The sequence below is a fragment of the Cohnella candidum genome (assembly GCF_003713065.1).
GTDB lineage: Bacteria > Bacillota > Bacilli > Paenibacillales > Paenibacillaceae > Cohnella > Cohnella candidum.
Genome location: NZ_CP033433.1, coordinates 2,182,810 through 2,206,046, shown reverse-complemented (window position 1 = coordinate 2,206,046; position 23,237 = coordinate 2,182,810). Strand labels below are relative to the sequence as shown.

The following is a 23,237-nucleotide window of genomic DNA, read 5'->3' as shown; positions in this document are numbered from 1 at the left end:
AAGAAAGCCCTCAAGCCCGCATATGCATAGGCGAACGTGAATATAGAACGTCAGGGCATCACCATCGTAAACCGCGTCTTGATCACGTGAGGGAATGGGGTGGCCGAAATGTCGAGCACTGCGTTAGCGGCGTTTTTGTCGCGCAATTTGGCGGAGCTCAAGCAGAACGGGTTATACAATGAAATCGACGTACTGGAAGGGGCAAACGGGCCGACGATCCGCATCCGCGGGCGGGAACTGGTCAACATGTCTTCGAACAATTACCTGGGGCTCGCGGGAGATCCCAGGCTCGTCCGGGCGGCAGCCGAAGCCCTGGAGCGATACGGAGTCGGCGCGGGCGCGGTTCGTACGATCAACGGCACGATGGACATCCACGCGGAGCTCGAGGAGAAATTGGCCGCCTTCAAAGGTACGGAAGCGGCGATCTCGTATCAGTCCGGATTCAACTGCAACATGGCGGCCATTTCGGCGATCATGGATGACGGCGATGCGATCCTGTCGGACGAACTGAATCATGCGTCGATCATCGACGGGTGCCGGTTGTCCCGTGCGAAAATCATCCGTTTCCGGCACTCCGACATGGAGGACCTGGAGCGGAAAGCCCAAGAAGCCCGGAATTCCGGGGCGTATGGGAAGCTGATGGTGATCACGGACGGCGTCTTCTCGATGGACGGCGATATAGCTAAGCTGCCGGACATCGTGGAGATCGCGGAGCGATACGACCTGATCACGTACGTGGATGACGCGCACGGTTCCGGCGTGCTGGGCCGCGGAGCGGGGACGGTGAAGCATTTCGGCTTGTCGGATCGGGTGGATTTGCAGATCGGTACGCTTTCCAAAGCGATCGGCGTCGTCGGAGGCTACGTGGCGGGGCGCAAAGATTTGATCGATTGGCTCAAAGTGCGGAGCCGGCCGTTCTTGTTCTCCACGGCGCTGCCTCCGTCCATCGTCGCCGCGTGCATTGCGGCGCTGGACATCCTACAGAGCAGCGAGGACCTCCAGCGGAAGCTGTGGCATAACGCGGCCTATTTGCGGCAGGGATTGATCAAGCTGGGCTTCGACACGGGAAGCTCGGAAACGCCGATCACGCCGTGCATCATCGGGGAAGAAAAACTGACTCAACGGTTCAGCCAAGCGTTGATCGAGGAAGGAGTTTACGCCAAGGCGATCGTTTTCCCGACGGTGCCGAAGGGAAAAGGAAGAATCCGCAACATGCCGACCGCCGCCCACACCGAAGAAATGCTGGATCGGGTGCTGTCCGTGTACGGGAGGGTCCGGTCGAAGCTGCTGGATGGGACGCCGTCATGAAAACCATCCTGGTTACCGGCTCGATGGGCCAGATCGGCAGCGAACTCGTCCCTCGTCTCAGGCGCATATATGGTGAGGACCACGTAATCGCGACGGATATCAGGCCGCCGGACAAGGAGCAAGGACCTTACGTCCAGCTCGACGTGACCGATCGCCGTGCTTTTTACGATACGGCCAAGCGATACGGAGCCGATTCGATCCTCCATCTGGCGGCACTGTTGTCCGCGAGAGCGGAGAGGGATCCGCTGCTGGCTTGGGAGATCAACATGGGCGGTCTCTTAAACGCGCTGGAGACGGCCCGCGAACTGAACGCCCAATTGTTCACGCCCAGCTCCATCGGCGTATTCGGGCCGGACGCTCCCAAGGATCGGACGCCGCAGGTGACGGTCCAACGGCCCGTTACGATGTACGGAGTGAACAAGGTCGCGGGTGAACTGCTCTGCCAGTATTATTTTCTAAAGTACGGCGTGGATACCCGCGGCCTCCGGTTTCCCGGGCTCATCTCCCACACGGCGCCTCCCGGAGGGGGAACGACCGATTATGCCGTGGACATCTATTTCGCGGCCGCTAGGCATGGGGGATACGAGTCCTATATCGCCGCCGGCACTTTCATGGATTTTATGTACATGCCCGATGCGGTGGAAGCCGTCATTCAGCTTATGGAAGCGGATCCATCGGGGTTGGTTCACCGCAATGCGTATAACGTAACCGCGATGAGTGCGGATCCGGAGATGCTGGCCGCGGAAATCCGCAAGCATATCCCGGACTTTCGGCTGCATTACCGCGTGGATCCGCTTAAGCAGAGAATCGCCGAGAGCTGGCCGGATTCGCTGGATACGACGGCGGCGGAAAACGAGTGGGGCTTCCGTCCCCGCTTCACGCTGGAAAAGATGACGGAGGAAATGCTGGCTTTTGCGGGGGGACGCAACCCGCCGGAAGACGGTCCGCGCGGGAACTCGCCGTAATGCGCGGAACCGCACCTTTATTTTTTGCGCGGTCGCGCCATTACTTTTTCGGTTACAAACGGCCTATTGTCTCTTATCATAAGAAGTAATCCAAGCCAAGGCACCCAGCCCGCATGACAGTCATCTCAGAACCGGGTCCTTGGCTTGGTCTTTTTTTGTTGAGTCAGGAAAGCCAGGGAGTTTCGTCTTTCTTCTTGCGCTCCGTTTTATGCTTCTTGATCAGCTTCGGCAAATGCTTGATCCCCCGGATCATCTTCCCCTGGCACATGGGACACGCCGGCGCATCGGAAGCCGCCAGCTCGTCGCGGACCCATACTTTGCATTCCGGGTTCACGCATCTCCATATCGGCACGGGCGCCGTATCGGGCTTCGGCGTTTCGGAATCCACGTGTGACCACCTCCACCGAAGTAAATTTCCCCGAGCGTCGGGTTCCTAAACGGCGCAGCACGAATCGAAAATTGTAAAAACGAAGCGGACTTTGATACACTGGAGTCAGCTTTTTTTCAGTTGAGGATCGATGCGGGGGAGTGCGGGGAATGAGAAAATTATGGATCGCGGCGGGAGCGGTCGTCCTGTTCGGTTTTGCGGCCGGTTGCGGAGCATCGGACGGCCAGCCTGCGGCGCAGACCGCCGCCTCTTCCCAGACAGCGGTTTCGACGCCGGCGGTTTCCGTACCTTCGGCTCCTTCCGCAACGGCGTCTGAGCAGACGTCCCGATCGAAGCCGCCCTCTCCCTCGCGATTGGAAAAGGTGAAATTCCACAGCAAAGCGTTAAACGCGGACAAGCGTCTGCAGATTTACTTACCGCCGGGCTACGACGCCAGCCGCCGTTATCCCGTTCTCTATTTGCTTCACGGATATTTCGGAACCGAGTCCGCCTGGATGCCGGAGATGCAGACGGATAAAGCGGCCGACCGTTTGATAGAGGACGGCAGCATCGAGCCGCTGATCATCGTCGCTCCGGAAATGGACAACAGCTACGGTCTCAATTCTTCCGACGCCTATCGGCTGGAGACTCCGAAGGATCCGGTGCATTCCCGTTACTATGGGCGCTACGAAGATTATATGGTACATGACGTCATCGGCTACGTGGATTCGCATTACAGCACCGAAGCCAGTAAGAAAAGCCGTTATATCGGCGGCTATTCCATGGGCGGGTTCGCGAGCTTGCATATCGCTTTCCGGCATCCCGATCTCTTCTCCAAAGTCGGCGGCCACAGCCCGGCGCTGTGGACGGATTGGTCGAGCGTGCCGCGGATGAAATCGTGGCTGTATCCGACCGCGGCGGAACGGAAGCGCAGAGATCCGGTCCAGCTCGCCCGCACGGCGGATCTCTCCGGGATGTCCGTCTATCTCGACTGCGGGGATAAAGACGACTACAAACTGTACGTCGGCACGTCCCAGCTGTACGACGCATTGCAAGCCCGCGGAATTCCGTCGGAGTACCACTTGGGCAGCGGCAACCACAGCCGGACGTATTGGAAAAGCCATATCGAGGATTACCTGCGCTTCTATGCCGGAATCCCATCGTAAGGAGAAGGGCAGGAGATCCGCGTGCTGACGGAAATGGATAAACGCACCTTCGACGCCCTGGATGACGATACGCTGGTGACGGCATGCGTGCGTACGGTCATCGCGGCGTACAAGGAATCGGGAACGCCGGGAGAGAACTTCCATGCGGGTCTCTTCGAGCGGCTCACCCCAGGCCAGCAAGCCCTGTTCTGGTTCCGGGTCTATTACGATCACGTAATCGTGTCCGCCGACGACTTCCGCTGGTGGACCTGCTATTTTCTCCCGCAGGCGCGCATCTGGGCGAATATCCGGCATTCCCTTCGGTTTTTCGGCGACGAAGCTCTCGTCCTCTTGCTGGAAGAGCTGGAAAGATCGCTGAGGAAGAGGGCGGCCGGTCAAGAGGAAGAAAACGGGGAGAACGATCTCGATCCGGGCGAGCTGTATTCGGACCCGGCATTACAGCCTATTTTCTCGCATGCTTTCGAGCGGTTCCGGGAGCTGGCACCCGATGTATCTCGTCGGATTGCCGGATTCATCCGGACGAAGCCCGTACATTTTGTTCGATTCGTACGCGGGTAGCGTTTCATTCATCAAGCGGACGGGTAATAATGAACGCCGGAACGATACGTGATTCACGAACCACGATACGCGAACCATCCGAAGCGAAAAGGCAAACTTGCTGAAAAGCGAGGACGCAAAACCTCGGGCCTAAGGAAACGATGGAGTTTCTAAGGCGGCCGGGTTACCGAAAGAGGTGGGCTTTGCCATGTCCATTCCTTTCGGGATGGACTTTTTTTGCGCTTCGGAGCGGTGAGACAAGGGGAAATTCCAATGGAATACGGTTATGAAGGAATCACGACGGAATACCATCTCCTTCGAGACGCAGTGCAATGCTTTTTCCAGACGCTAAGGGAAATCATACCTGCCAATACGTTTTTCGTCGCTGCAACCCAGGAGAGCGCCTACGTGCTGATCAGCGTTTACAATGCATCCGAAACCCTCGTCAAAGAAGGGGACACGCTTGCCCTTCCGGTTACGGGAAAACTCGGCGCTTGCAGCTTCCTGGGCATTCCGATCGTCCTTCGGGACGGCAGGACATTCGGCCAGTTTTGCGCCTTGGACCGGAAGCACGCTTTCACCCGAGAGGATGCGAGATTGCTTGAGAGAATGGCCGAATTGGTCAGCCGCTTGATCGAGGTGGAGGAAAACGCGATTTTCGACGATTTGACGGGCGTGTACCGCAGGAAGTACATGGAGGGTTTGTTCTACCACTTACCGACGAATGCGAAGAAAGCGATCGTTTTTCTGGATCTGGACGATTTCAAAAGCATCAACGATACCTACGGCCACGAGATCGGGGACGAGGTGCTGCGAAAAATCGGCGCCATCCTGAAGGAAATCGCCGTCGTCCATCAATCGGCAGCCTGCCGATATGCAGGAGACGAATTCGTCATCCTCCTTCCGGACGCCGGAGAAGAAACGGTGCTTGAGGCGGTGGACCATCTCATGGACCGCTTGTCGCGCCCGCTGCCGATCGGGGAGATGGCTTTGACGGTCTCGGCTTCCGTCGGAATCTGCCTCGAGGCTAGGACTTTGCAGGAATACATCCAAAGAGCCGATTCCGCGATGTACCAGATCAAACGGGAGAATAAGCACGGCGTGCGCATATACGCCGGTTGAAACGGCTCGGCGCCGCTTCCATGGGGAAGCGGCGCTTTTTTTTATAGTCTTTTAAGACTAGCCTCATTGTCACATCTTGTCGGTCCATATACAATGAGAGAGACAAGATATGGAAGCGGGGTTTGCCCTTGAAGCGCATTCTCATCACCGACGATTCTCCCATCATGCGCAGAAACCTGAATGCGATTCTCTCGAAGGCGGGCTATGAAATCGCAGCGGAAGCGGCCAATGGGGAAGAAGCCGTTCACGCCTACCGTAAACACCGTCCCGACCTCGTGACGATGGACATTACGATGCCTGTCATGGATGGACTCGAGACCGTCAAAAGGCTGATGAAGGAAGATCCGGATGCCCGGATTATCGTCATCAGCGCATTCGACCAGAGAAACATGCTGTTCCAAGCAATGGAGAACGGCGCGAAAACTTATTTGATCAAACCGATCACGGCAGACAAGCTGCTGGCGGCCGTTCGCCAGCAGCTTGAACCGTTATCCCGGGAGGATGGCGGCGCCGGCGGTACAACCGGGTCGAAGGGCGAGCGCCGAGTTGACGGGGAGAATACCTCGTCGACCGCATCCGCGAATGAACCCAGTTTCGCGGTGGACAACCGCGGAGGCCAATTCGCCATCCGGCTCATCGATCCGCTTCGGCCGGGTCCCTATACGGAGCTGCAGACCGCCGTTCAAGGCCTGTTGTTCGTGAAGCCGATCAACATCGTCTTTCAATTCGGCGATGCCGGGAGCTGCCATCCCGAACTGGCTTCCGCGTTGGAGACGCTCATCGGTACGATCCGCGGAGCGGGAGGCAGCGTCGCCGTCAGCGCGACACGCGAAACGCTGGCCGCATCCTTGCGCGGCCTCTTGTCCGTTCCCATCGGGACGGAAGGCCGTCAAGCATGAAAGACATGGCCAAGGAGAAATTAGGCAGCCTCAAGAGGCAGTTAACGCTTGAGGCAGGCCTCATGATCGGTTTGCCGGTATTTATGCTCGGTGCCTTCGCTCTATTCGGCGCCGCGGGGAGTCGGGAGAATGGGGGATGGGGAGCGTTCCTGTTCGCGTTATCGCTCGGCGGAACCGTCCTCTTCGTCCTTACGGTTCGGCGACGCTTGCAAGTTCGAATCTATGAGCCGCTGGGTCATTTTCGCTCAACGCTAGAGGATATCTCAGAAGGCTTTATTCCGGACCAGGTGCCGGAAGAGCTCTTCCAACGGGCCGAGCCCGGCATTACGGAAGCGTTCCGTCAGGTGATCCACATCAACCGGATGCTGCTCAAAAACGTCGACAACCTCGAGCAGGGTTACGAAGAGGAGCGTCAGGCCAAGCTGGCCCAGCAGGCGCTCACCCGCTCGTATCAACGTTTCGTTCCTCAGGATTTCATCCGTTTCCTTCAGAAGAAGAGCATTACCGAAGTCCGGCTCGGGGACCACGTACGGACCGAGATGACGATTCTCGTATCCGATATCCGCTCGTTCACCTCGATGTCGGAAGGGATGACGCCGGAAGAAAACTTTCGGCTCATCAACGCCTATCTGTACATCATGGAACCGATCGTCAACGAACATCATGGCTTCATCGACAAATATATGGGCGACTCGATCATGGCGTTGTTCCATCGTAGTCCCGATTTGGCAGTCCGGGCAGCTCTCAAGATGTTGGAACGGCTGAGGGACTTCAACGGCGAACGGTCGGCGGCCGGACTTGACCCGCTGCGCATCGGCATCGGGCTGAACACCGGTTCCATGATGCTCGGCATCGTCGGAGGGGAGAACCGGATGGAAGGCACCGTCATCAGCGATGCCGTGAACCTCGCGTCGCGGATGGAGGATTTGAACAAGCAATACGGCACCTCCCTTTTGATTTCTGAACATACCTACCGCCGGTTGAACGATCCCGACGCGTTTGCGGTCAGGTTGGTCGACAAGGTACAGGTCAAGGGGAAGAAAGAAGCCGTTGAAATCTATGAAGTAACCGGCGAGCGTCCCTTAGCAGGGGGAGCCCGGGCCCATGACTCCGACGAAGCAGGTGAATCCGCTTGACCTCGATGCCTCAGCCCTCATTCCATTACTCGCCGCACGGTCACAAGAAGAACCGACGGACGCTCAAAAGACGGGTAAGACGCTTGTTCTACCTGTCCAACATGATCAACACGTTCTTGTTCGCCTGCATTACCTTGGCGCTGGTCGGCGTCATCTTCAAACCGATCACGGAAGCGGTGTCGACCTACATAAGCTCCTCTATTGCGGAAGAAATCAATTCGCCGTCTTTCCTGAAAGAAATGAAGCTGCAGAGGCTGGAGGATTTCGATCCGTCCACTCCCGAATCCCAGGCCTGGAAAGAGAGGATGGACCGAAAGGCGAAGATCGAATACTTCCTTCCGCTTTGGAAAGCCGATTATACAGCAAAGGCACAGGATTACACCGAAAAGGCACAGGAGCATGCCGGAGAAGTCCACCTCAACCTGAACGGCGGAGAAGACTTCTCGGATGAAATGATTTACGTTGAAGTCGAAATCGCGGGGAACACGGTTTACTCCAACAACCCCACGATGGCTTCCCCGACAGGGCTGCTCAAGTGGGTGGACCGGCTGTACCATTCCGAATCCTCCAAGCCGCTGCTGAACGCTTCCGGCGAGCCAATCGGGCAAGTGAAGGTCGGCTTCTCCCCGACGATCACGGCGGTCATGCTGATGATGACGATCGTGCTGTTCGCGGTCATGCTCGGTATCATGACGCTGTTCACGCTGCTCTTTAGCAAGCTTTTCTCGATACCGGTGTTGAACCCGTTGAAGCAGCTGCGGGACAACATTCAGGGGATTGCCCGGGATCGGTACGAGGATGTGGCGAGCAATCGGGTGGCCCTGAAACGTCCGCTTCGGGAAATCGAGGAATTGGCGGATTCGACGAACCTGATCATGCAGAAGATGAGTTCCTACGCCGAACAGCTGCAGAATCAGAAGCAAACGCTCGAAGATCAGAACGAAGAGCTCGAAGCTCAAAACGTAGAGCTTATGGAATCGAAGGAAATCATCCAGCGCGCCCAGCAGGAGATTTTGCGGAAAGAAGCGGCGCTGCGCAACATCCTGAACCATGCGGGACAGGGCTTCCTGACTTTCGGCGAGGATCTGTCGGTCCATCCGGTCTTCAGCATGGAATGCGTAAAGTTACTGTCGCCCGAAGCTCCGCTGGCCGGACAATCCTTCGCCCAGTTGATCTCGGTCGGTGACGAAGAACAAAGGATCTTCATGGAGAACATCCTCGTGAAAATCCTTCAGGATTCCGACCGCATGCGCCGCGAGATTTACATGCCGCTGCTCATCGATGAAGTGGAGATCCGCGGCAGGATCGTCAGCGTCGATTACAAAATCATCCCCGATCCGGAGAATCCGGCCGGAGAGATCTTCATGGTCGTACTGACGGACATCACGGAGAAGCGGGCGCTCCAATCGCAGATGGAAGCCGAACGGAACACGCTTAAAATGGTCGTGAAAGTGATGGTCCATTACGCCGATTTCTCCGCGAGCGTGAAGGACTTCCGCAAATTCCTCGATTTCGACTTGAAGCAGTTGGCCGCCAAAGACGAGCCGTTCAAAGAGACCATCGCCGTCGCTTTCCGACAGTTGCACACATTTAAAGGAACGTTTGCCCAATGGGGACTGCGCCACGTGACGGAAAGGCTTCATGAAGCGGAGTCGCTCATCTCCAGGCTCGGCAAGCTGGACGCCGGCGAGGCGCCCGATTGGCTGGCGGAGCTGGAGGGCATGCGCTTATCCGCCGCGCTGGACGAAGATATGCGCTTGCTTCGGGATACGGTCGGCGATGAGTTCCTGCAGGACCGGGACGTGCTGATGGTGGATAAAGACCGCTTGATCGAGATCGAGAAGAAGATGCTGGCGACCTTGTCGCCGGTGGATTGCAAGCTGCTGCTGCCGGACCTGCGCAAGCTTCGGTACAAGCCGTTCCGCGACCTGCTCAAGTCCTACCCTGAATACGTGGAAGGCTTGGCTTCGCGGATGGAGAAATCCGTCAACCGGTTCGAAATCAGGGGCGGGGAGTTCCTGGCGGATACGGACCAGTACGGCGACTTCGGACGCTCCTTGATCCATATCTTCCGCAACGCGGTCGATCATGGCATCGAAACGGCGGAGGAGCGGGAAGCGGCGGGCAAGGAAGTGTCAGCGAACCTGATCTGCCACGTATCCAGGGAAGCGGGCTCGATCGTCCTGTCGATCGCCGACGACGGCCGCGGCATCGATGCGGAGGCGATCAAGGCCAGGACGCTGGTTGCTGGACTTCATACGCAGGAAGAGCTTGATGCGATGGAAGAGTCGGAAGCGCTCGACCTTATCTTCCGCGACGAGCTTTCTACGAAGGAGCAAGTGACCGAGCTGTCCGGCCGGGGCATCGGCTTGTCGTCGGTCAAGGCTGAAGTGCTCCGCTTGGGCGGCAGCATCGAGGTGAAGTCGGAAGCGGGCCAAGGTACGCTGTTCCGGATCAAGCTCCCGGCGGACGACTTGTCCGATCTGCCCCAACTCGGCATGCCGACGGTTATCGAGCCGCTCGTCCGAACGACCGAACGCTTCTTCCGCGAACAGGTCGGCGTCCGGCTCGTCCCGGAAGAAATGATTCTCCTCCAGCAAAGCAAGCTCGATAAATTGGTCCTGAACAAAGTGACGACTTTCATCAACGTCAAAGGAGCCTTGGAAGGCATCTTCGTAATCACGGCCGACGACCTGTTGTCCCGCACGCTGTTGCAGCATATGGTCATCGGAGGCGTTCCCGAGGAAGAAGAAGACGCATTCGTCGAGGACAGCCTGGCGGAAGCGGCGAACATGATTTTAGGCAATTCGCTGAAGCAGCTTCAGAACCTCGAAGAATTCATTTTGATGGACCCGCCGATCACGATCCGCACGGAGGGAGCTTCCATTAAGTACGCCGATTCGGAAATTTGGACGTGCCGCCTCGATTCCGATCAAGGGCTGCTGCGGGTCGGTTTCGTCATTTTAAAGAAAAGCACTTTATCCTAGGAGGTCATACGCATGGCAAGAATATTGATCGTAGACGATTCCGTGATCATGCGGAGAAACCTGAAATCGATGCTCGTGCAAGCCGGCCATACGATCGTGGGGGAAGCATCCGACGGCATGGAGGCATACCGGGAATATTCGCGTTTGATTCCTGACCTCGTCACGATGGACATCACGATGCCGGTCATGAACGGGATAGACGCGGTAAAGAAAATCATGGCCACGTATCCGGACGCGAACATCATCATGATCAGCGCCCTCGACCAGCGGAACATGGTGTTCGAGGCGATCCAGAACGGCGCCAAACACTACATCCTGAAGCCGGTCACGGTGGAGAAAATCCTCGAGACGGTGAACGAAGTGCTGAAAATCAAATCCTCGGACCCGCACGGGCTGTTGGACGAATCCGGCAAGCAGAACGACGTGCCCCTGGCCATCGAGAACAAAAACGGCATTTTCCTCATCCGCATCGGAAGCGGGATCGGCGACGAGAAGCTCGACGAGCTGCAAACCGCGGTGCAAGGCTTCCTCTTCGTTAAACCGCTCCGCGTGGTCGTCGATTTCGGCGGCATCGGCATGCTGCAGGAGGAGCTGCTGCTCCGCATCCTGGGCCTGATGAGAAAGCTCCACGACGCGGGCGGGGCCGTGAAGGCGCTCAGCCATAACCACAACTTGATCGAATCGCTGAAGCAGCACAATCCCGACAGCTTCTTCCGGATCCATACGGAATGGGCGCAAGTCGTGTTTTAAGCTCGCTTCTCGTGAGTGCCGGCTGGCATCAGCCGGCGCTTTTTTTTACAATGGATGGAAGCAGGGGAGAGGAGGCGGTTCCTATCTATCGGACGAAATGGGTTTGGATCGCAAGGTTAGGAGGCTTTGGCGGGGCTTTGGGATATTATGTTTTCTATCTCGTAAAATACACCTCGAACGTGCCGCTGCCGGACGCCGTGATGATGTTTATGCAATATTATGCCGTATTCGGGCTCCTCTTCGGTCTCTTGCTCTTCTTGGCTTTCAGACTGCTCAAAACGGTTGCAATCCGCTCGCTCTTCATCGCGGCCATGCATGTCGCATTCGTTCCTTTGTTGTTCCATGAATTGAACCATCTGCCGGCGGGGAGCTATTTCAGCGGCTTTGCTCCGTGAAACGGGCTAGCGAAGAATAACGGGAAAAGCTCCAACTAAATCTGGCGAAAAGGCGTCCCAACCGAAAATAGCAGGAAAAGCTCCCACTAATATGGCACGTTTGTTGGTCAAACCCCATACAGCATACATTTAGTTGGAGTTTTTCCCACTAATACGGAGAAAGTGGGAATTTGAAGTGAATTAGCGGGACTTTTTCCTGCTATTGCCGGTTCGAAGGGTAGTCTGGGCGTTGAAGGGGTTGTGAGGCGTATATGGTGATTCGAAATTTGCTTTAAAAAAAATTTATAAAGGCCTCAATTTGTATGATTATACTTTTACCATGGAAAAAACGTGATTTCGGCGGTAAAAAATCGACAAGTTTTCGCAAAATTTTTGTTTAAGCGCTTTCATGGCAAAAAGCCATAAGATAAACGAAAAAGAGAGGCAAACGCCTCTCTTTTGTTGTGGGGACTAAACGAATGCAAAATCCATCTGTAAAATAGTGGATTACGCCCAGAAATATAACCCAAATTCTAGGGATTCGAAAACGCGAAATTTGTTTATGAATAAATGTTCATATTTATGAATTGTCGCGATTGGGAGGGGAAAAAACGAATAAAAAAAATTTTGCGATAATTTAGAAAAGTCGTTATGCTGTAAAAAGCATAGGGTTTCTATGCCAGTAATTGGTACATATTTGACGAGGAGGATGAAATCGTGAGAAAGAAGAAGTGGGTCTCCAGTTTCACCGTTTTCGCCTTAGCAGCCGTCCTAATCGCAGGTTGTTCCTCCAGCAACAAATCGTCGGAATCATCCTCTCCATCCGCCTCGGCGACGCCGAGCGCGACGACAAGCGCATCGCCCTCCGATTCTCCTTCCGCGAGTCCGTCCGGACAGCCCAAAGACGGCGGCACTCTGACCATCAGTACCTTCACCGACATGGTATCCGTCAACCCGATTTTCATTAACGATACGGCTTCCGGTGACCTGGACGCCTTGATTTTCGCCAAGCTGTACGATTTGGACCGTAACGCCAACCTCGCCGCCGAACCTTGGTCCATCGCGGCTGAACTTCCGCAGGTTGCGGCGGATAACATGACTTATTCAATCAAGCTGAAGCAAAACGCCAAATGGAGCGACGGCCAGCCGATCACGGCGAATGACGTCAAATTCACATTTGACACGATCCGTAACCCGGACGTAGGTTCTCCGGCCATCAGCACCCTCGACAAAATCGATTCGATTACGGTAAAGGACGATTACACGCTGGACATCAAGCTTAAACAGGTGTATGCGCCTTTCCCGTACTCCCTGTTCATTTCCATCGTGCCTGCCCACGTCCTCAAAGACATCCCGCCGAAGGAACTGAAGAACAGCAAGTTCGGCGTGGATCCGGCCCAAACCGTCTCCAGCGGACCGTGGAAATGGTCCGAATGGACGCAAGGACAGCATTTCACGATCGAGAAAAACCCGAACTACTGGGGTGAGAAAAAACCGCATATCGACAAGATCATTTATAAAATCTACGCGGATCAAAACACCGAAGTCCAAGCGCTCATGAAAGGCGACGTCCAGATGACGGAAGCGATCCCGCTGACGCAGATCGAAGCCGTCAAAAAGCAGGATGGCTTGAACGTTATTTTGGCGCCGGGTCCGCAGTACGAATACGTACAGTTCAACTTCAAGGACGAGAACTTCCCGGACAAATATTCGCCATTCAAAGGCCAGAAAACCCGCCAGGCCATCGCCTACGCCTTGAACCGCCAAGGCATGGTCGACAACGTGCTCAAAGGCTCCGGCGGTCTCATGAACTCTCCGTTCCTGCCGGGCTCCTGGGCGGATCCGGGCGACAAGGCCGTCAATTATAACTACGACTCCGAGAAAGCGAAACAGCTGCTGGCGGAGGACGGCTGGAAGCCGGGCAAAGACGGCATTCTCGTGAAGGATGGGCACCGCTTCTCCTTCGAGTTGCAATACAACTCCGGCAACAGCCGTCGTGAGCAAGTGTCCCAGATCATCCAACAGAACCTGAAGGACGTCGGCATCGAAGCGACGCCGAAAGGCATGGATTTCGCGACCTGGATCGATCAGAACATCACGCCCGGCAAGTTCCCGGCGATCCTCCTCGGCTGGTCCCTGACTAACCCGGATCCGGACGCGGAAAGCATCTTCTCGTCGAAGTACTTCCCGCCGGCCGGCCAAAACTCCGGCTGGTACGTGAACAAAGAGCTCGACGATCTGTGGGTGAAGGGCCAGCAAACCGTCGACAAAACGGAGCGCGCGAAAATCTATCAGGAAATCGGCGAGAAAATTTCCATCGATCTGCCGTATGTCTTCCTGTATCAATACGGTCTCCCGCAAGCCGTCAACTCCTCGAAGGTGAAATGGGCGGAAGACGATCGTCCGGAATCGTCGCTGGCTTATGGCTACCTGTTCCACGCCATCAACTGGTGGGTGGAGTAAGTCCTGCAATCCTACTCAACTTCATAAACCAACTGATTCAGGGGAAGGCCTTCGGGCCCTTCCCCTGTGTCAGGGACGGGAGGACACCGGATGACCGAGTATCTGATTCGCCGATTGCTGCAATCCGTGCTGGTGCTTTTCCTGATTACCATCCTGACCTTTGCCTTGATCCATGCGGCTCCCGGCGGTCCTACGCAAATCTTCCTGGCGCCCGGACTGTCGCCGGAAGCCGGTAAAGTTCAGGCCCATAACCTGGGTCTGGACCAGCCGGTTTACGTGCAGTACGGCAAATGGATCGGCGGGCTTCTGAAAGGCGACCTCGGCCATACGTTCAAAAACAATATCCCGGTCGGGGACATTCTGTGGCCGCGGATCAAAAACACCGTGGTCCTGATGGCGGCGGCCTGGCTGCTGTCGCTCATTATCGCGATTCCATGGGGGATCTACAACAGCACCCGGGAATACGGCATTTCCGACCACGCGTCCAACTTCGTTTCCTATCTCGGCTTTGCCATGCCGACATTCTGGTTCGGCATTCTTCTGCAGCAGTGGTTCGCGCTTAAATGGGATCTTCTGCCCTTGTCCGACATGTACGATATGGACAAGCAAGGAGACTTCGGCAACCTCATGCTGCATCTCGTGTTGCCCGTGACGGTGCTATCTCTCGGCTTTCTTGCCGGTTACGTCAAATATTCGCGTTCCAGCATGCTGGAGGTGCTGGGCCAGGATTATATCCGCACGGCCCGAGCCAAAGGACTGAAGGAAGGCAAGGTCGTCTTCCGGCATGCGCTCCGGAATGCGCTCATCCCCATCATCACCATCCTCGGACTTGACCTGCCCATTCTGGTCGGAGGGGCCACGCTCACGGAGAGCGTCTTCAACTGGCCGGGCATGGGACGATTGTTCGTCGAGATGGCCAACGCGCGGGAGTATTCCGTGCTTATGTCCATCACGCTGGTCGTTTCCGTCATCGTGATCCTTGGCAACCTGCTGGCGGACATCTTGTACGCCGTGGTCGATCCGAGGGTACAGTACGGACGGGGAGGCGGATCCGCTTGATGAGCGAAACGAACGTGCAGCCTGCCGAAACCGGCATTAACCGGAATACCGCACAAGGCGTGCCCGCGGGAACGCCGGTTCCGCCGGTGGAACCGCCCCCGCCGGGACCCTGGAGGACGGCGGCGAAAAAATTCATGCAAAACCCGTTCGCGGTGACGGGGCTGGTCATCGTGCTCATTTCATCGTGATCGCCTTATTGGCCAAGAAGCTGGCGCCTTACGACCCGACGCGGATCGACATGATGTTCCCCGATCTGCCGCCCGGAACGGAAGGCCACGTGCTGGGCACGGACGAATTGGGCCGGGATATTCTGTCCCGCTTGATCTACAGCAGCCAGATCTCGCTTACGGTCGGCTTTTCCGTCGCCGTGGTGTCCGTCGTCATCGGCTCGGCGATCGGCGCCATCTCCGGTTATTTCGGCGGCTGGATCGATACGATTTTCATGCGGTTCGTCGACGTGATGAACTCGATTCCCACGCTGTTCCTGAACATTTTGATTCTGTCGATTTTCGGTTCCAAAGCTTCCTATCTGATCTGGATTCTCGCGCTTACGAGCTGGATGGGCGTCGCCCGTCTCGTCAGGGGCAACTACCTGCAGCTGCGGGAAATGCAGTACGTGGAAGCCGCCAAAGCGATCGGCGTCTCGGATTGGCGGATCATTTTCGGACATTTGCTGCGCAACTCTTCGGCTCCCATTATCGTCACCGCCACCTTGATGGTCGGCAATGCGATCCTGAGCGAGTCGGCGCTGTCTTACCTCGGTCTCGGCATCCAATCTCCCGCCACGAGCTGGGGGCTGATGCTCAGCAACGCGCAGGAATTCATGCTGACTAACCCGATGCTGGCCCTGTATCCCGGCTTGTGCATCCTGATCGTCGTACTCGCCGTTAACTTTATCGGAGACGGAATCCGGGACGCGCTGGATCCGAGGAAAACGACGATTCCCCGAAGGAGGCTGGACCAATGGCGGAAAAAATTCTCGAAATCCGGAATCTGACCACCGGCTTTCTGACGGATCGGGGCATGGTCAAAGCCACCGACCGAATCTCGCTTGACATCGAGAAAGGGAAAACGCTGTGCGTCGTCGGCGAATCCGGTAGCGGCAAAAGCGTGACGGCGCTGTCCGTCATGCGGTTGATCGATTACGCGGGCGGCGTCATTACGGAAGGAGAAGCGTTGTTCGACGGAGAAGACCTCGTGGGCAAACGGCAGGAGGACATGATGAGGATCCGGGGGAACCGGATCACGATGATTTTCCAGGACCCGATGTCCGCGCTCAATCCTGTGTTCACGGTAGGCGAGCAAATCGCCGAGTCGCTGCGCACCCATAAGAAGCTGAGCGATAAGGAGGCGTGGCGGCAAAGCGTCGACATGCTGCGGAAGGTTCGGATCCCCGATCCCGAGGTGCGGGCCCGCCAATATCCGTACGAAATGTCGGGCGGGATGTGCCAGCGCGTCGTTATCGCCATGGCGCTGGCTTGCAATCCGGAGCTGTTGATCGCGGATGAACCGACGACCGCGCTGGACGTAACCGTGCAGGCGCAAATCCTCGATCTGCTTCTTCAGCTGAAGAAGGAGTTCCGGATGTCCATGCTGCTCATTACGCATGACATGGGCGTAGCCGCGGAGGTCGCGGACCGAATAGCGGTCATGTATGCCGGGGCGGTCGTGGAAGAGGGGACAGTCGCGGAAATTTTCGAACGGCCCCGCCATCCTTACACGATCGGCCTGCTCCAGTCCATTCCCGGACTCGAAGGAGAACGCGGGGGAGAATTGTACACGATCAAAGGCTCGATTCCTCCGATGAGCAAAATCCCGCCGGGCTGCCGGTTCCATCCCCGCTGTCCTTATGCGATGGATGTATGCCGCACGAACGAGCCGGCGCTGCGCCAGTCGCTGACCGGCCATAAAGCCGCCTGCTGGCTGGACGATACGGGAGCGGACGATCCGAGACCGGGCAAGCCCAACAACCGCGAAGCCAAAGTGACGATCGCCAGCCGGCCGGAGGTGGGGCAGCCATGACTTCGACGAACGAATATTTGCTGGAAGCGGTCAACGTCAAGAAGTATTTCCCGATCAAGACCGGGTTGTTCAACCGGGTCGTCGGCCACGTGAAAGCGGTAGACGACGTCACCTTCGGCATCCGCACGGGTGAGACGTTCGGTTTGGTCGGCGAGTCCGGATGCGGCAAATCCACGCTCGCGCGAGTGCTGCTGAAGCTGAAGCGGGCGACGGACGGCGGGATCCGTTTCCAGGGCCGAGACATCCAGCAGGTAAGCGCGTCCGACCTTCGCAAGCTGCGTCAGGAGATGCAGATCATTTTCCAGGATCCGTACGGATCGCTGAATCCGCGCTTTCTCATCAAGGACGTCATCGCGGAGCCGCTTCGGACCCATCGGAAAATGACGGCCAAGCAGGTGGACGAGCGGGTCGTCGAGCTGATGGAGCTCGTCGGTCTCGACGTGTCCCGGCGCAACCGGTATCCGCATGAGTTTTCGGGCGGTCAGCGCCAGCGCGTCGGCATCGCCAGGGCGATCGCGCTCAATCCGAAATTCGTCGTGGCGGACGAAGCGGTGTCGGCGTTGGACGTGTCCGTGCAGTCGCAGGTGCTGAACCTGCTGCAGAAGCTGCAAAAGGAGCTCGGGCTGACGTATCTGTTCATCGCCCACGGCCTGAACGTCGTCCGCCACATTTCCGACCGGATCGGCGTGATGTATTTGGGCAAAATGGTGGAGGTCGCGCGCACGGAGGATTTGTTCGCGAGGCCGCGTCATCCGTACACGCAGGTGCTGCTGTCCGCGATTCCGAAGCCGACTCCGAATCGGACGACGGAACGGATCATTTTGGAGGGCGACGTGCCTTCGCCGGCCAATCCGCCTTCCGGCTGCCGGTTCCATACGCGCTGTCCGTACGCGCAGGAGAAGTGCAGGCTCGAAGAGCCCCCGCTCGAACCGGCGGGAGACGACCGGCTGGTCGCTTGCCACTTTCCTTTATAAGAATTTCGAAAAGCGGAGCTTGGACCGGATTCGGTCTCAGGCTCCGCTTTTTATTGGGTCAGGCGGTCCCGGTTAAGGGTAAGTGTCTCAAGTGACAAAGAGAGGGAAACGGCGGTTGGACAGCGAGGAAGCATTCTTTTATAATATGAAAATGATAATCGTTATCATCGTTGATATTTTCCACAAAAGGTGAGTTCATGAATTCGAAGCTGAATGGCCGTTCCGATAAAAGGACGGACCCTCTCGCGGCGATGTTGATCGTGCTGATCGGAGGGTTCCTGCTTCTCCTCTTCGGCATCGCCGTCTCGATCTCGGTCGGCGCCGTGAAAATTTCCCTTGATACGGTCTGGCAAGCCCTGGTTCATTTCGACCCGGGGCAGAACCAGCATCTGGTCGTCAAGGATCTGCGCCTGCCGAGAGCGCTGGCCGGCGCCGTCACCGGCGCGAGTTTCTCCGTGGCTGGCGCGGTCATGCAGGGAATGACGAGAAACCCGCTGGCCGATTCGGGATTGCTCGGCCTGAACGCCGGCGCCGGACTGGTGCTGGCTTTATGCTTGGCATTGGCTCCGGGCCTGCCGTATTCGCAGGTGCTGGCGTTGTCCTTCGCGGGCGCCGCTCTCGGGGCGGGGCTCGTATACGGAATCAGCTCCATGGCGCGCGGGGGGATGACCCCCTTGCGCCTGACGGTGGCCGGGGCTGCGGTTTCCTCGCTGCTGCTCGCGCTGAGCGAAGGCGTCGCTTTGCTGTTTCGGATCGGACAAGACCTCGCGTTCTGGTATGCGGGCGGCTTGGCCGGCACGCAGTGGATGCAGGTTCGTTGGGCGCTGCCTTGCGCCGTCGCCGGACTCGCGGCGGCGGTATGGTATGCCAAACCGCTGACGCTGATGAGCATGGGAGACGAGGTGGCGACCGGTTTGGGCCAAAAAACCGGAAGGGTAAGAGCCGTCTGCACGCTCGCCGTCCTCGTTCTGGCGGGTACGGCCGTTTCGCTCGCGGGACCGGTCGCCTTCATCGGCCTGATCATTCCGCATGTGGCCCGCATTCTTGTTGGAACCGACTATCGCTTCGTCATCCCATGCTCCGCGATGATCGGAAGCCTGCTGATGGTTTATGCCGACATCGCAGGCCGGATGGTCCGTCCGCCATATGAAACGCCGATCGGCGCCCTGATCGCGATCATCGGCGTTCCCGTTTTCCTGATCATGGCCCGGACCGAAAAGAAGGTGTTTTAATGAATCGCGCGAAACGTGCCGCCATCGTCATGGCCGTCATCGGCGTACTCATTCTGATCGCGCTGATTTTCAGCTTGAATTCCGGGCAGGTCCGCTTGTCTCCCTCGGACGTATGGCAGACGCTGATCGGCCGGGGGACCGCCGGAGAAGCCTTGATCCTGTTCGACTTCCGGCTTCCCCGCATCGTCATTTCCCTGTTGGTAGGAGCGGGGTTTGCCGTATCCGGCTGCATTCTTCAAGGCACGACCCGCAATGCGCTCGCGGAGCCGGGCATCCTCGGCATTAACGCGGGAGCGGGTTTGGCCGTTATTTTGTATATTTCGTTTTATCCCGTTCAGACGGTGGCTCCGGTCTACCTGCTTCCGGCTATCGCTTTGATCGGAGCGGGCTTGACCGCAGCGGCCATCTATCTGCTCGCTTACCAGAAGCAAGGAGACGTGTCTCCCTCCCGTCTTCTCATCGTGGGCATCGCGGTCGCGGCCGGAATTTCCGCGGCCATGCTCGTGCTGACGATCCGGCTGGACCCGGCCCAGTATCAATTCGTCTCGATCTGGCTGGCCGGCAGCATTTGGGGCTCCAATTGGAAGTTCGTGACGGCGCTGCTGCCTTGGATCGTCATTTTGATTCCGGCGGCTTTCATGAAAGCCCGCGTGCTCAACATGTTCGCGCTCGGCGACCTGCAGGCGACCGGGCTCGGTACCCGAGTGCGTAAAGAACGGATCGGGCTGCTGGCGATGGCCGTGGGCTTGGCAGGCGCTTGCGTGGCGGTGGGGGGAGGCATCGCGTTCGTGGGACTGATCGGTCCCCATCTGGCGAGAAGGCTCGTCGGGCCGCAGCACCAACACGCACTCCCTGCGTCCGCGCTGATCGGCGCCCTGCTGCTCATCGTCGCGGACACGATCGCGAGAATCGCGCTGAAGTCCGGGGAAATTCCAACCGGTGTCGTCGTTGCGGTCATCGGCGCTCCGTACTTTTTGTTCCTCCTGGCGAGGGCCAAAAATTAAAAGCGAATTTCTCGACTTGACACTGCGATTGATAATCATTATCATTTGAAATGTCATTATTCGCGTATTCCATTGCGCTTATCCACGGGAGGAACCTACATTGATTTCGAAATCGGCCAAAACCCGCAAGAACCTCATCATAACCGTCGTCGCCCTCGTTATGGCGCTGACTTTATCCGCCTGCGGAGCTTCCAATAACGAAGGAGGCACAGCCTCTTCGCCGGCAAATTCTCCTTCTTCGTCGTCTGGGGCGCCATCGGATTCCGGGGCCGCCGAAAAAACCGTCACGGACTCCATGGGCCATCAGGTCACCATTCCGGCCAACCCGCAGAAAGTACTGGCGAGTTACCTGGAAGACCACCTCGTCACGCTCGGCGTCAAGCCGGTCGCGCAATGGTCCGTCGCCAACGGCATTCAAGACTACCTGTCGTCTTCGTTGAAAGACGTGCCGACGATCAGCTATGACCTGCCGCCGGAATCGGTGGCGAGCTTCGCTCCGGACTTGATCCTGATCGGTTCGGCTTCCCAGGTTCAAAACGGCCTTTACGACCAATATTCCAAAATCGCGCCTACATACGTGCTGGGCGACGACTTGATCAGGGACTGGAGACAAACGCTGCTGAAAATCGGCGAACTCCTGGGCAAATCCGAGGAAGCGAAGAAAGCGATCGAAGCTTACGACGCCAAAGCCGCCGCTGCGAAGGCCAAAGTCGAGTCCGCGATCGGCTCGAAATCGGTGGCCATCCTGTGGCTCGTGCAAAAGCAGTTTTACATGGTCGACGAGAAGCTGTCGAGCGGAGCCGTGCTGTATGGAGACCTCGGTTTGAAAGCTCCGAACCTCGTGACGGGCTTGCCGGAATCGGCCAAAGCTTCTTGGAACCCGGTTACCCTCGAGAAGCTGGCGGAGCTGGACGCGGACTACGTCTTCCTCGTCAACGGCGACAAAGGCGAAGGAGCGGAAACGCTCAAAAACCCGATTTGGCAAGGCATTCCGGCCGTGAAGGCGGGCCATGTCTATGAAATGAGTTCGACGAGCAGCTGGCTGTACAGCGGCGCCATTGCCGGGGAAAAGGTCATGGACGATCTGACGGCGTCGCTCGGCATCAAGTAAATTCGCATGGGAGGAGGGCATCGGATGACGGCGGAATGGGATTTCTCACTGACGGAGCGGTTTTTCAACATCTCGCCGGGCGGGGCTTCCGAGCCGTCGTTTCAGATGCCCGCCTCGGATTGGCTGCTTCCTTCCGAAGCGTTCCTTGCCCTCCATACGGCGGGCCGCATGTACAAGGCGATCGGCCTTACGCTTCCGGTGTCGTTCGCGGGGATCACGCTGTTTAATCTCGTGTTCACCAAGCTGCTGTTTCTCGCGAAATACGATCGGCTTTTGGATCTGGATCTCGGGAATTTGGATTTCCAGCTCGGCATCCGAAACGGCTACGTCTATCTCGGCTACCGGATTCGGGAAGTGCGTTTCGCGGAGTTGCCCGACTCCGGTCGGGAAGGAGTGCTGGAGGAGCATTGGCGCGCATATTTCGCCGACCAGATCAACCCGGCGATCGGCACGATGACCGCCGGCGCCGGCGTGAAGCCGGACCTCATCTGGAACCAATTCGGCGGCAGACTGGCTGCGATGCGGGAATACATGGCCGAGACCGAATCGGATACAGCGTTCACGGACAGGCTCGACCGGGAGTCGGAGGTATTGAAGGAACGGCTCTCGCCGGAGGCGTTCGGTCGGAGGAAAAACCCGTTCCATCACCGTCCGAGGTACGTCGACAACCCTTGGAAGCCCGGCGGAGAGACGATGCTCCGCTCCGCATGCTGCATGTACGACTGCCGGGAGGGCGGCGAAAAGTGTTATAATTGCCCTCGACTGACACCCGAAGAACGGGAACGGATGAAGGAAACGATTCTGGCTGCGGCTGCGCAGCGCTAAGATCATCTCGGCACGGAAACGGGGAATGGCCCAATGGTGAAAATCAACACGGAATTGCTGGACATCGCGTATATGGACCGGATCGTCGTGCGGAACTTGAATCTCAGCATCCCGACCGGCAAAATCACCGCTCTTGTCGGGGCGAACGGATCCGGCAAATCGACGATTTTGAAGGCGATGGCGCGCCTCATCAAACCGCAGTCGGGAAACGTGCTGCTGGACGGCAAATCCATTCATGCCTTGCCGACGAAGGAAGTGGCCAAACAGCTCGCGATCCTGCCGCAAAACCCGACCGCGCCGGACGGATTGACCGTTAACGAACTGGTCGGATACGGCCGGTTTCCGTACCAGAGCGGCTTCGGCGGGATGAGCAAGCTCGATTTGGACGTCGTGAAGTGGGCTTTGGAAGTGACCGGAATGACGGGATTCAAAGACCGGCCGGTTGACCAGCTTTCCGGCGGCCAACGGCAGCGTGCTTGGATCGCGATGGCGCTCGCGCAGAATACGCGGTTCCTCTTCCTGGACGAACCCACCACGTACCTGGACATGGGGCATCAGCTGGAAGTGCTGCAGCTGCTTCGCAAGCTGAACGAAGACGAGAAGCGGACGATCGTGATGGTCGTCCACGATTTGAACCATGCGACGCGTTACGCCCACCACATGGTCGCCATCAAGCAGGGGACCGTGGTGAGCGAAGGCCCGACCGCCGAGGTCATGACGGAGAACGTGTTAAGCGAGGTGTTCGGGATCCGGGCCGACATCGTTAAGGATCCCCGGACGGGCGTGCCGCTCTGCCTGCCTTATGCGTTGGCGGACGAACCGGTTGCGGCTGCGGCCGGCAAATAGGGAATTGCGAATTCGAAAAAACGTCGATATTCCCGCCTTCCAGGCGGCGGATCGGCGATTTTTTGCATGTTGAAGCGTCACGATTCTTAG

20 protein-coding genes, 1 pseudogene and 1 riboswitch are annotated in these 23,237 nt (G+C 57.5%); of the genes and pseudogenes, 20 read left to right on the top strand and 1 reads right to left on the bottom strand.

What is annotated here, in order from left to right; translation table 11 throughout:
* Positions 1-108 precede the first annotated feature (108 nt).
* The gene (locus tag EAV92_RS10475) at positions 109-1,308 is read left to right on the top strand and encodes a glycine C-acetyltransferase (protein WP_123043679.1); all 1,200 of its coding nucleotides are present in this window, start codon (positions 109-111) and stop codon (positions 1,306-1,308) included.
* Positions 1,305-2,273, top strand: coding sequence for an NAD-dependent epimerase/dehydratase family protein (locus EAV92_RS10470; protein ID WP_123041031.1), 969 nt, complete (start codon positions 1,305-1,307; stop codon positions 2,271-2,273). The genes EAV92_RS10475 and EAV92_RS10470 overlap by 4 nt, the downstream gene beginning before the upstream one ends.
* A 163-nt stretch (positions 2,274-2,436) precedes the next feature.
* Here the strand turns inward: EAV92_RS10470 and EAV92_RS10465 are convergent, their stop codons facing one another.
* A complete protein-coding gene (locus EAV92_RS10465; RefSeq protein ID WP_123041030.1) occupies positions 2,437-2,661 on the bottom strand; it encodes a cold-inducible protein YdjO-related protein in 225 nt (74 codons plus the stop codon).
* A 149-nt stretch (positions 2,662-2,810) separates the two neighbouring features.
* Here EAV92_RS10465 and EAV92_RS10460 point away from each other — a divergent pair, with 149 nt between their 5' ends.
* From EAV92_RS10460 to EAV92_RS10375, 18 genes and pseudogenes are all read left to right on the top strand, one after another.
* Positions 2,811-3,806, top strand: coding sequence for an alpha/beta hydrolase (locus EAV92_RS10460; RefSeq protein ID WP_123041029.1), 996 nt, complete (start codon positions 2,811-2,813; stop codon positions 3,804-3,806).
* 21 nt (positions 3,807-3,827) lie between these two features.
* On the top strand, positions 3,828-4,364 hold the full coding sequence (locus EAV92_RS10455) for a hypothetical protein (RefSeq protein ID WP_123041028.1): 537 nt from the start codon (positions 3,828-3,830) through the stop codon (positions 4,362-4,364).
* An 80-nt stretch (positions 4,365-4,444) separates the two neighbouring features.
* A riboswitch (cyclic di-GMP riboswitch) is annotated at positions 4,445-4,535 on the top strand.
* An 81-nt stretch (positions 4,536-4,616) separates the two neighbouring features.
* On the top strand, positions 4,617-5,465 hold the full coding sequence (locus EAV92_RS10450) for a sensor domain-containing diguanylate cyclase (RefSeq protein WP_123041027.1): 849 nt from the start codon (positions 4,617-4,619) through the stop codon (positions 5,463-5,465).
* 128 nt (positions 5,466-5,593) lie between these two features.
* Positions 5,594-6,364 (top strand): response regulator, encoded by a 771-nt coding sequence (locus EAV92_RS10445; protein ID WP_123043678.1) that lies wholly within the window; start codon positions 5,594-5,596, stop codon positions 6,362-6,364.
* Positions 6,361-7,500, top strand: coding sequence for an adenylate/guanylate cyclase domain-containing protein (locus EAV92_RS10440; protein WP_123041026.1), 1,140 nt, complete (start codon positions 6,361-6,363; stop codon positions 7,498-7,500). The genes EAV92_RS10445 and EAV92_RS10440 overlap by 4 nt, the downstream gene beginning before the upstream one ends.
* Positions 7,501-7,505: 5 nt before the next feature.
* Positions 7,506-10,487 (top strand): ATP-binding protein, encoded by a 2,982-nt coding sequence (locus EAV92_RS10435; RefSeq protein ID WP_241158552.1) that lies wholly within the window; start codon positions 7,506-7,508, stop codon positions 10,485-10,487.
* Positions 10,488-10,499: 12 nt separating this feature from the next.
* Positions 10,500-11,237, top strand: a complete 738-nt coding sequence (locus tag EAV92_RS25220) for a response regulator (protein ID WP_123041024.1) — start codon at positions 10,500-10,502, stop codon at positions 11,235-11,237.
* A 137-nt stretch (positions 11,238-11,374) separates the two neighbouring features.
* The gene (locus EAV92_RS10425) at positions 11,375-11,632 is read left to right on the top strand and encodes a hypothetical protein (protein ID WP_123041023.1); all 258 of its coding nucleotides are present in this window, start codon (positions 11,375-11,377) and stop codon (positions 11,630-11,632) included.
* A gap of 693 nt (positions 11,633-12,325) precedes the next feature.
* Positions 12,326-14,074, top strand: a complete 1,749-nt coding sequence (locus EAV92_RS10420) for a peptide-binding protein (RefSeq protein WP_123041022.1) — start codon at positions 12,326-12,328, stop codon at positions 14,072-14,074.
* Between the two features lie 90 nt (positions 14,075-14,164).
* Positions 14,165-15,133 (top strand): ABC transporter permease, encoded by a 969-nt coding sequence (locus EAV92_RS10415; RefSeq protein ID WP_123041021.1) that lies wholly within the window; start codon positions 14,165-14,167, stop codon positions 15,131-15,133.
* Positions 15,133-16,130 (top strand): annotated as a pseudogene (locus tag EAV92_RS10410) (ABC transporter permease). Before EAV92_RS10415 ends, EAV92_RS10410 begins: the two are co-directional and overlap by 1 nt.
* A complete protein-coding gene (locus tag EAV92_RS10405) occupies positions 16,097-17,155 on the top strand; it encodes an ABC transporter ATP-binding protein (RefSeq protein WP_123041020.1) in 1,059 nt (352 codons plus the stop codon). Before EAV92_RS10410 ends, EAV92_RS10405 begins: the two are co-directional and overlap by 34 nt.
* Complete coding sequence (locus EAV92_RS10400) at positions 17,152-18,129, top strand: ABC transporter ATP-binding protein (protein ID WP_123041019.1); 978 nt, start codon at positions 17,152-17,154, stop codon at positions 18,127-18,129. Before EAV92_RS10405 ends, EAV92_RS10400 begins: the two co-directional genes overlap by 4 nt.
* A gap of 197 nt (positions 18,130-18,326) precedes the next feature.
* The gene (locus tag EAV92_RS10395) at positions 18,327-19,361 is read left to right on the top strand and encodes a FecCD family ABC transporter permease (RefSeq protein WP_123041018.1); all 1,035 of its coding nucleotides are present in this window, start codon (positions 18,327-18,329) and stop codon (positions 19,359-19,361) included.
* The gene (locus EAV92_RS10390) at positions 19,361-20,365 is read left to right on the top strand and encodes a FecCD family ABC transporter permease (RefSeq protein ID WP_123041017.1); all 1,005 of its coding nucleotides are present in this window, start codon (positions 19,361-19,363) and stop codon (positions 20,363-20,365) included. Before EAV92_RS10395 ends, EAV92_RS10390 begins: the two co-directional genes overlap by 1 nt.
* Positions 20,366-20,465: 100 nt before the next feature.
* Positions 20,466-21,476, top strand: coding sequence for an ABC transporter substrate-binding protein (locus EAV92_RS10385; protein WP_241158501.1), 1,011 nt, complete (start codon positions 20,466-20,468; stop codon positions 21,474-21,476).
* 24 nt (positions 21,477-21,500) lie between these two features.
* On the top strand, positions 21,501-22,301 hold the full coding sequence (locus EAV92_RS10380) for a (2Fe-2S)-binding protein (RefSeq protein WP_123041016.1): 801 nt from the start codon (positions 21,501-21,503) through the stop codon (positions 22,299-22,301).
* A 33-nt stretch (positions 22,302-22,334) separates the two neighbouring features.
* Positions 22,335-23,147: an ABC transporter ATP-binding protein gene (locus EAV92_RS10375; RefSeq protein ID WP_123041015.1), complete on the top strand. Its 813-nt coding sequence runs from the start codon at positions 22,335-22,337 to the stop codon at positions 23,145-23,147.
* Positions 23,148-23,237: the final 90 nt, after the last annotated feature.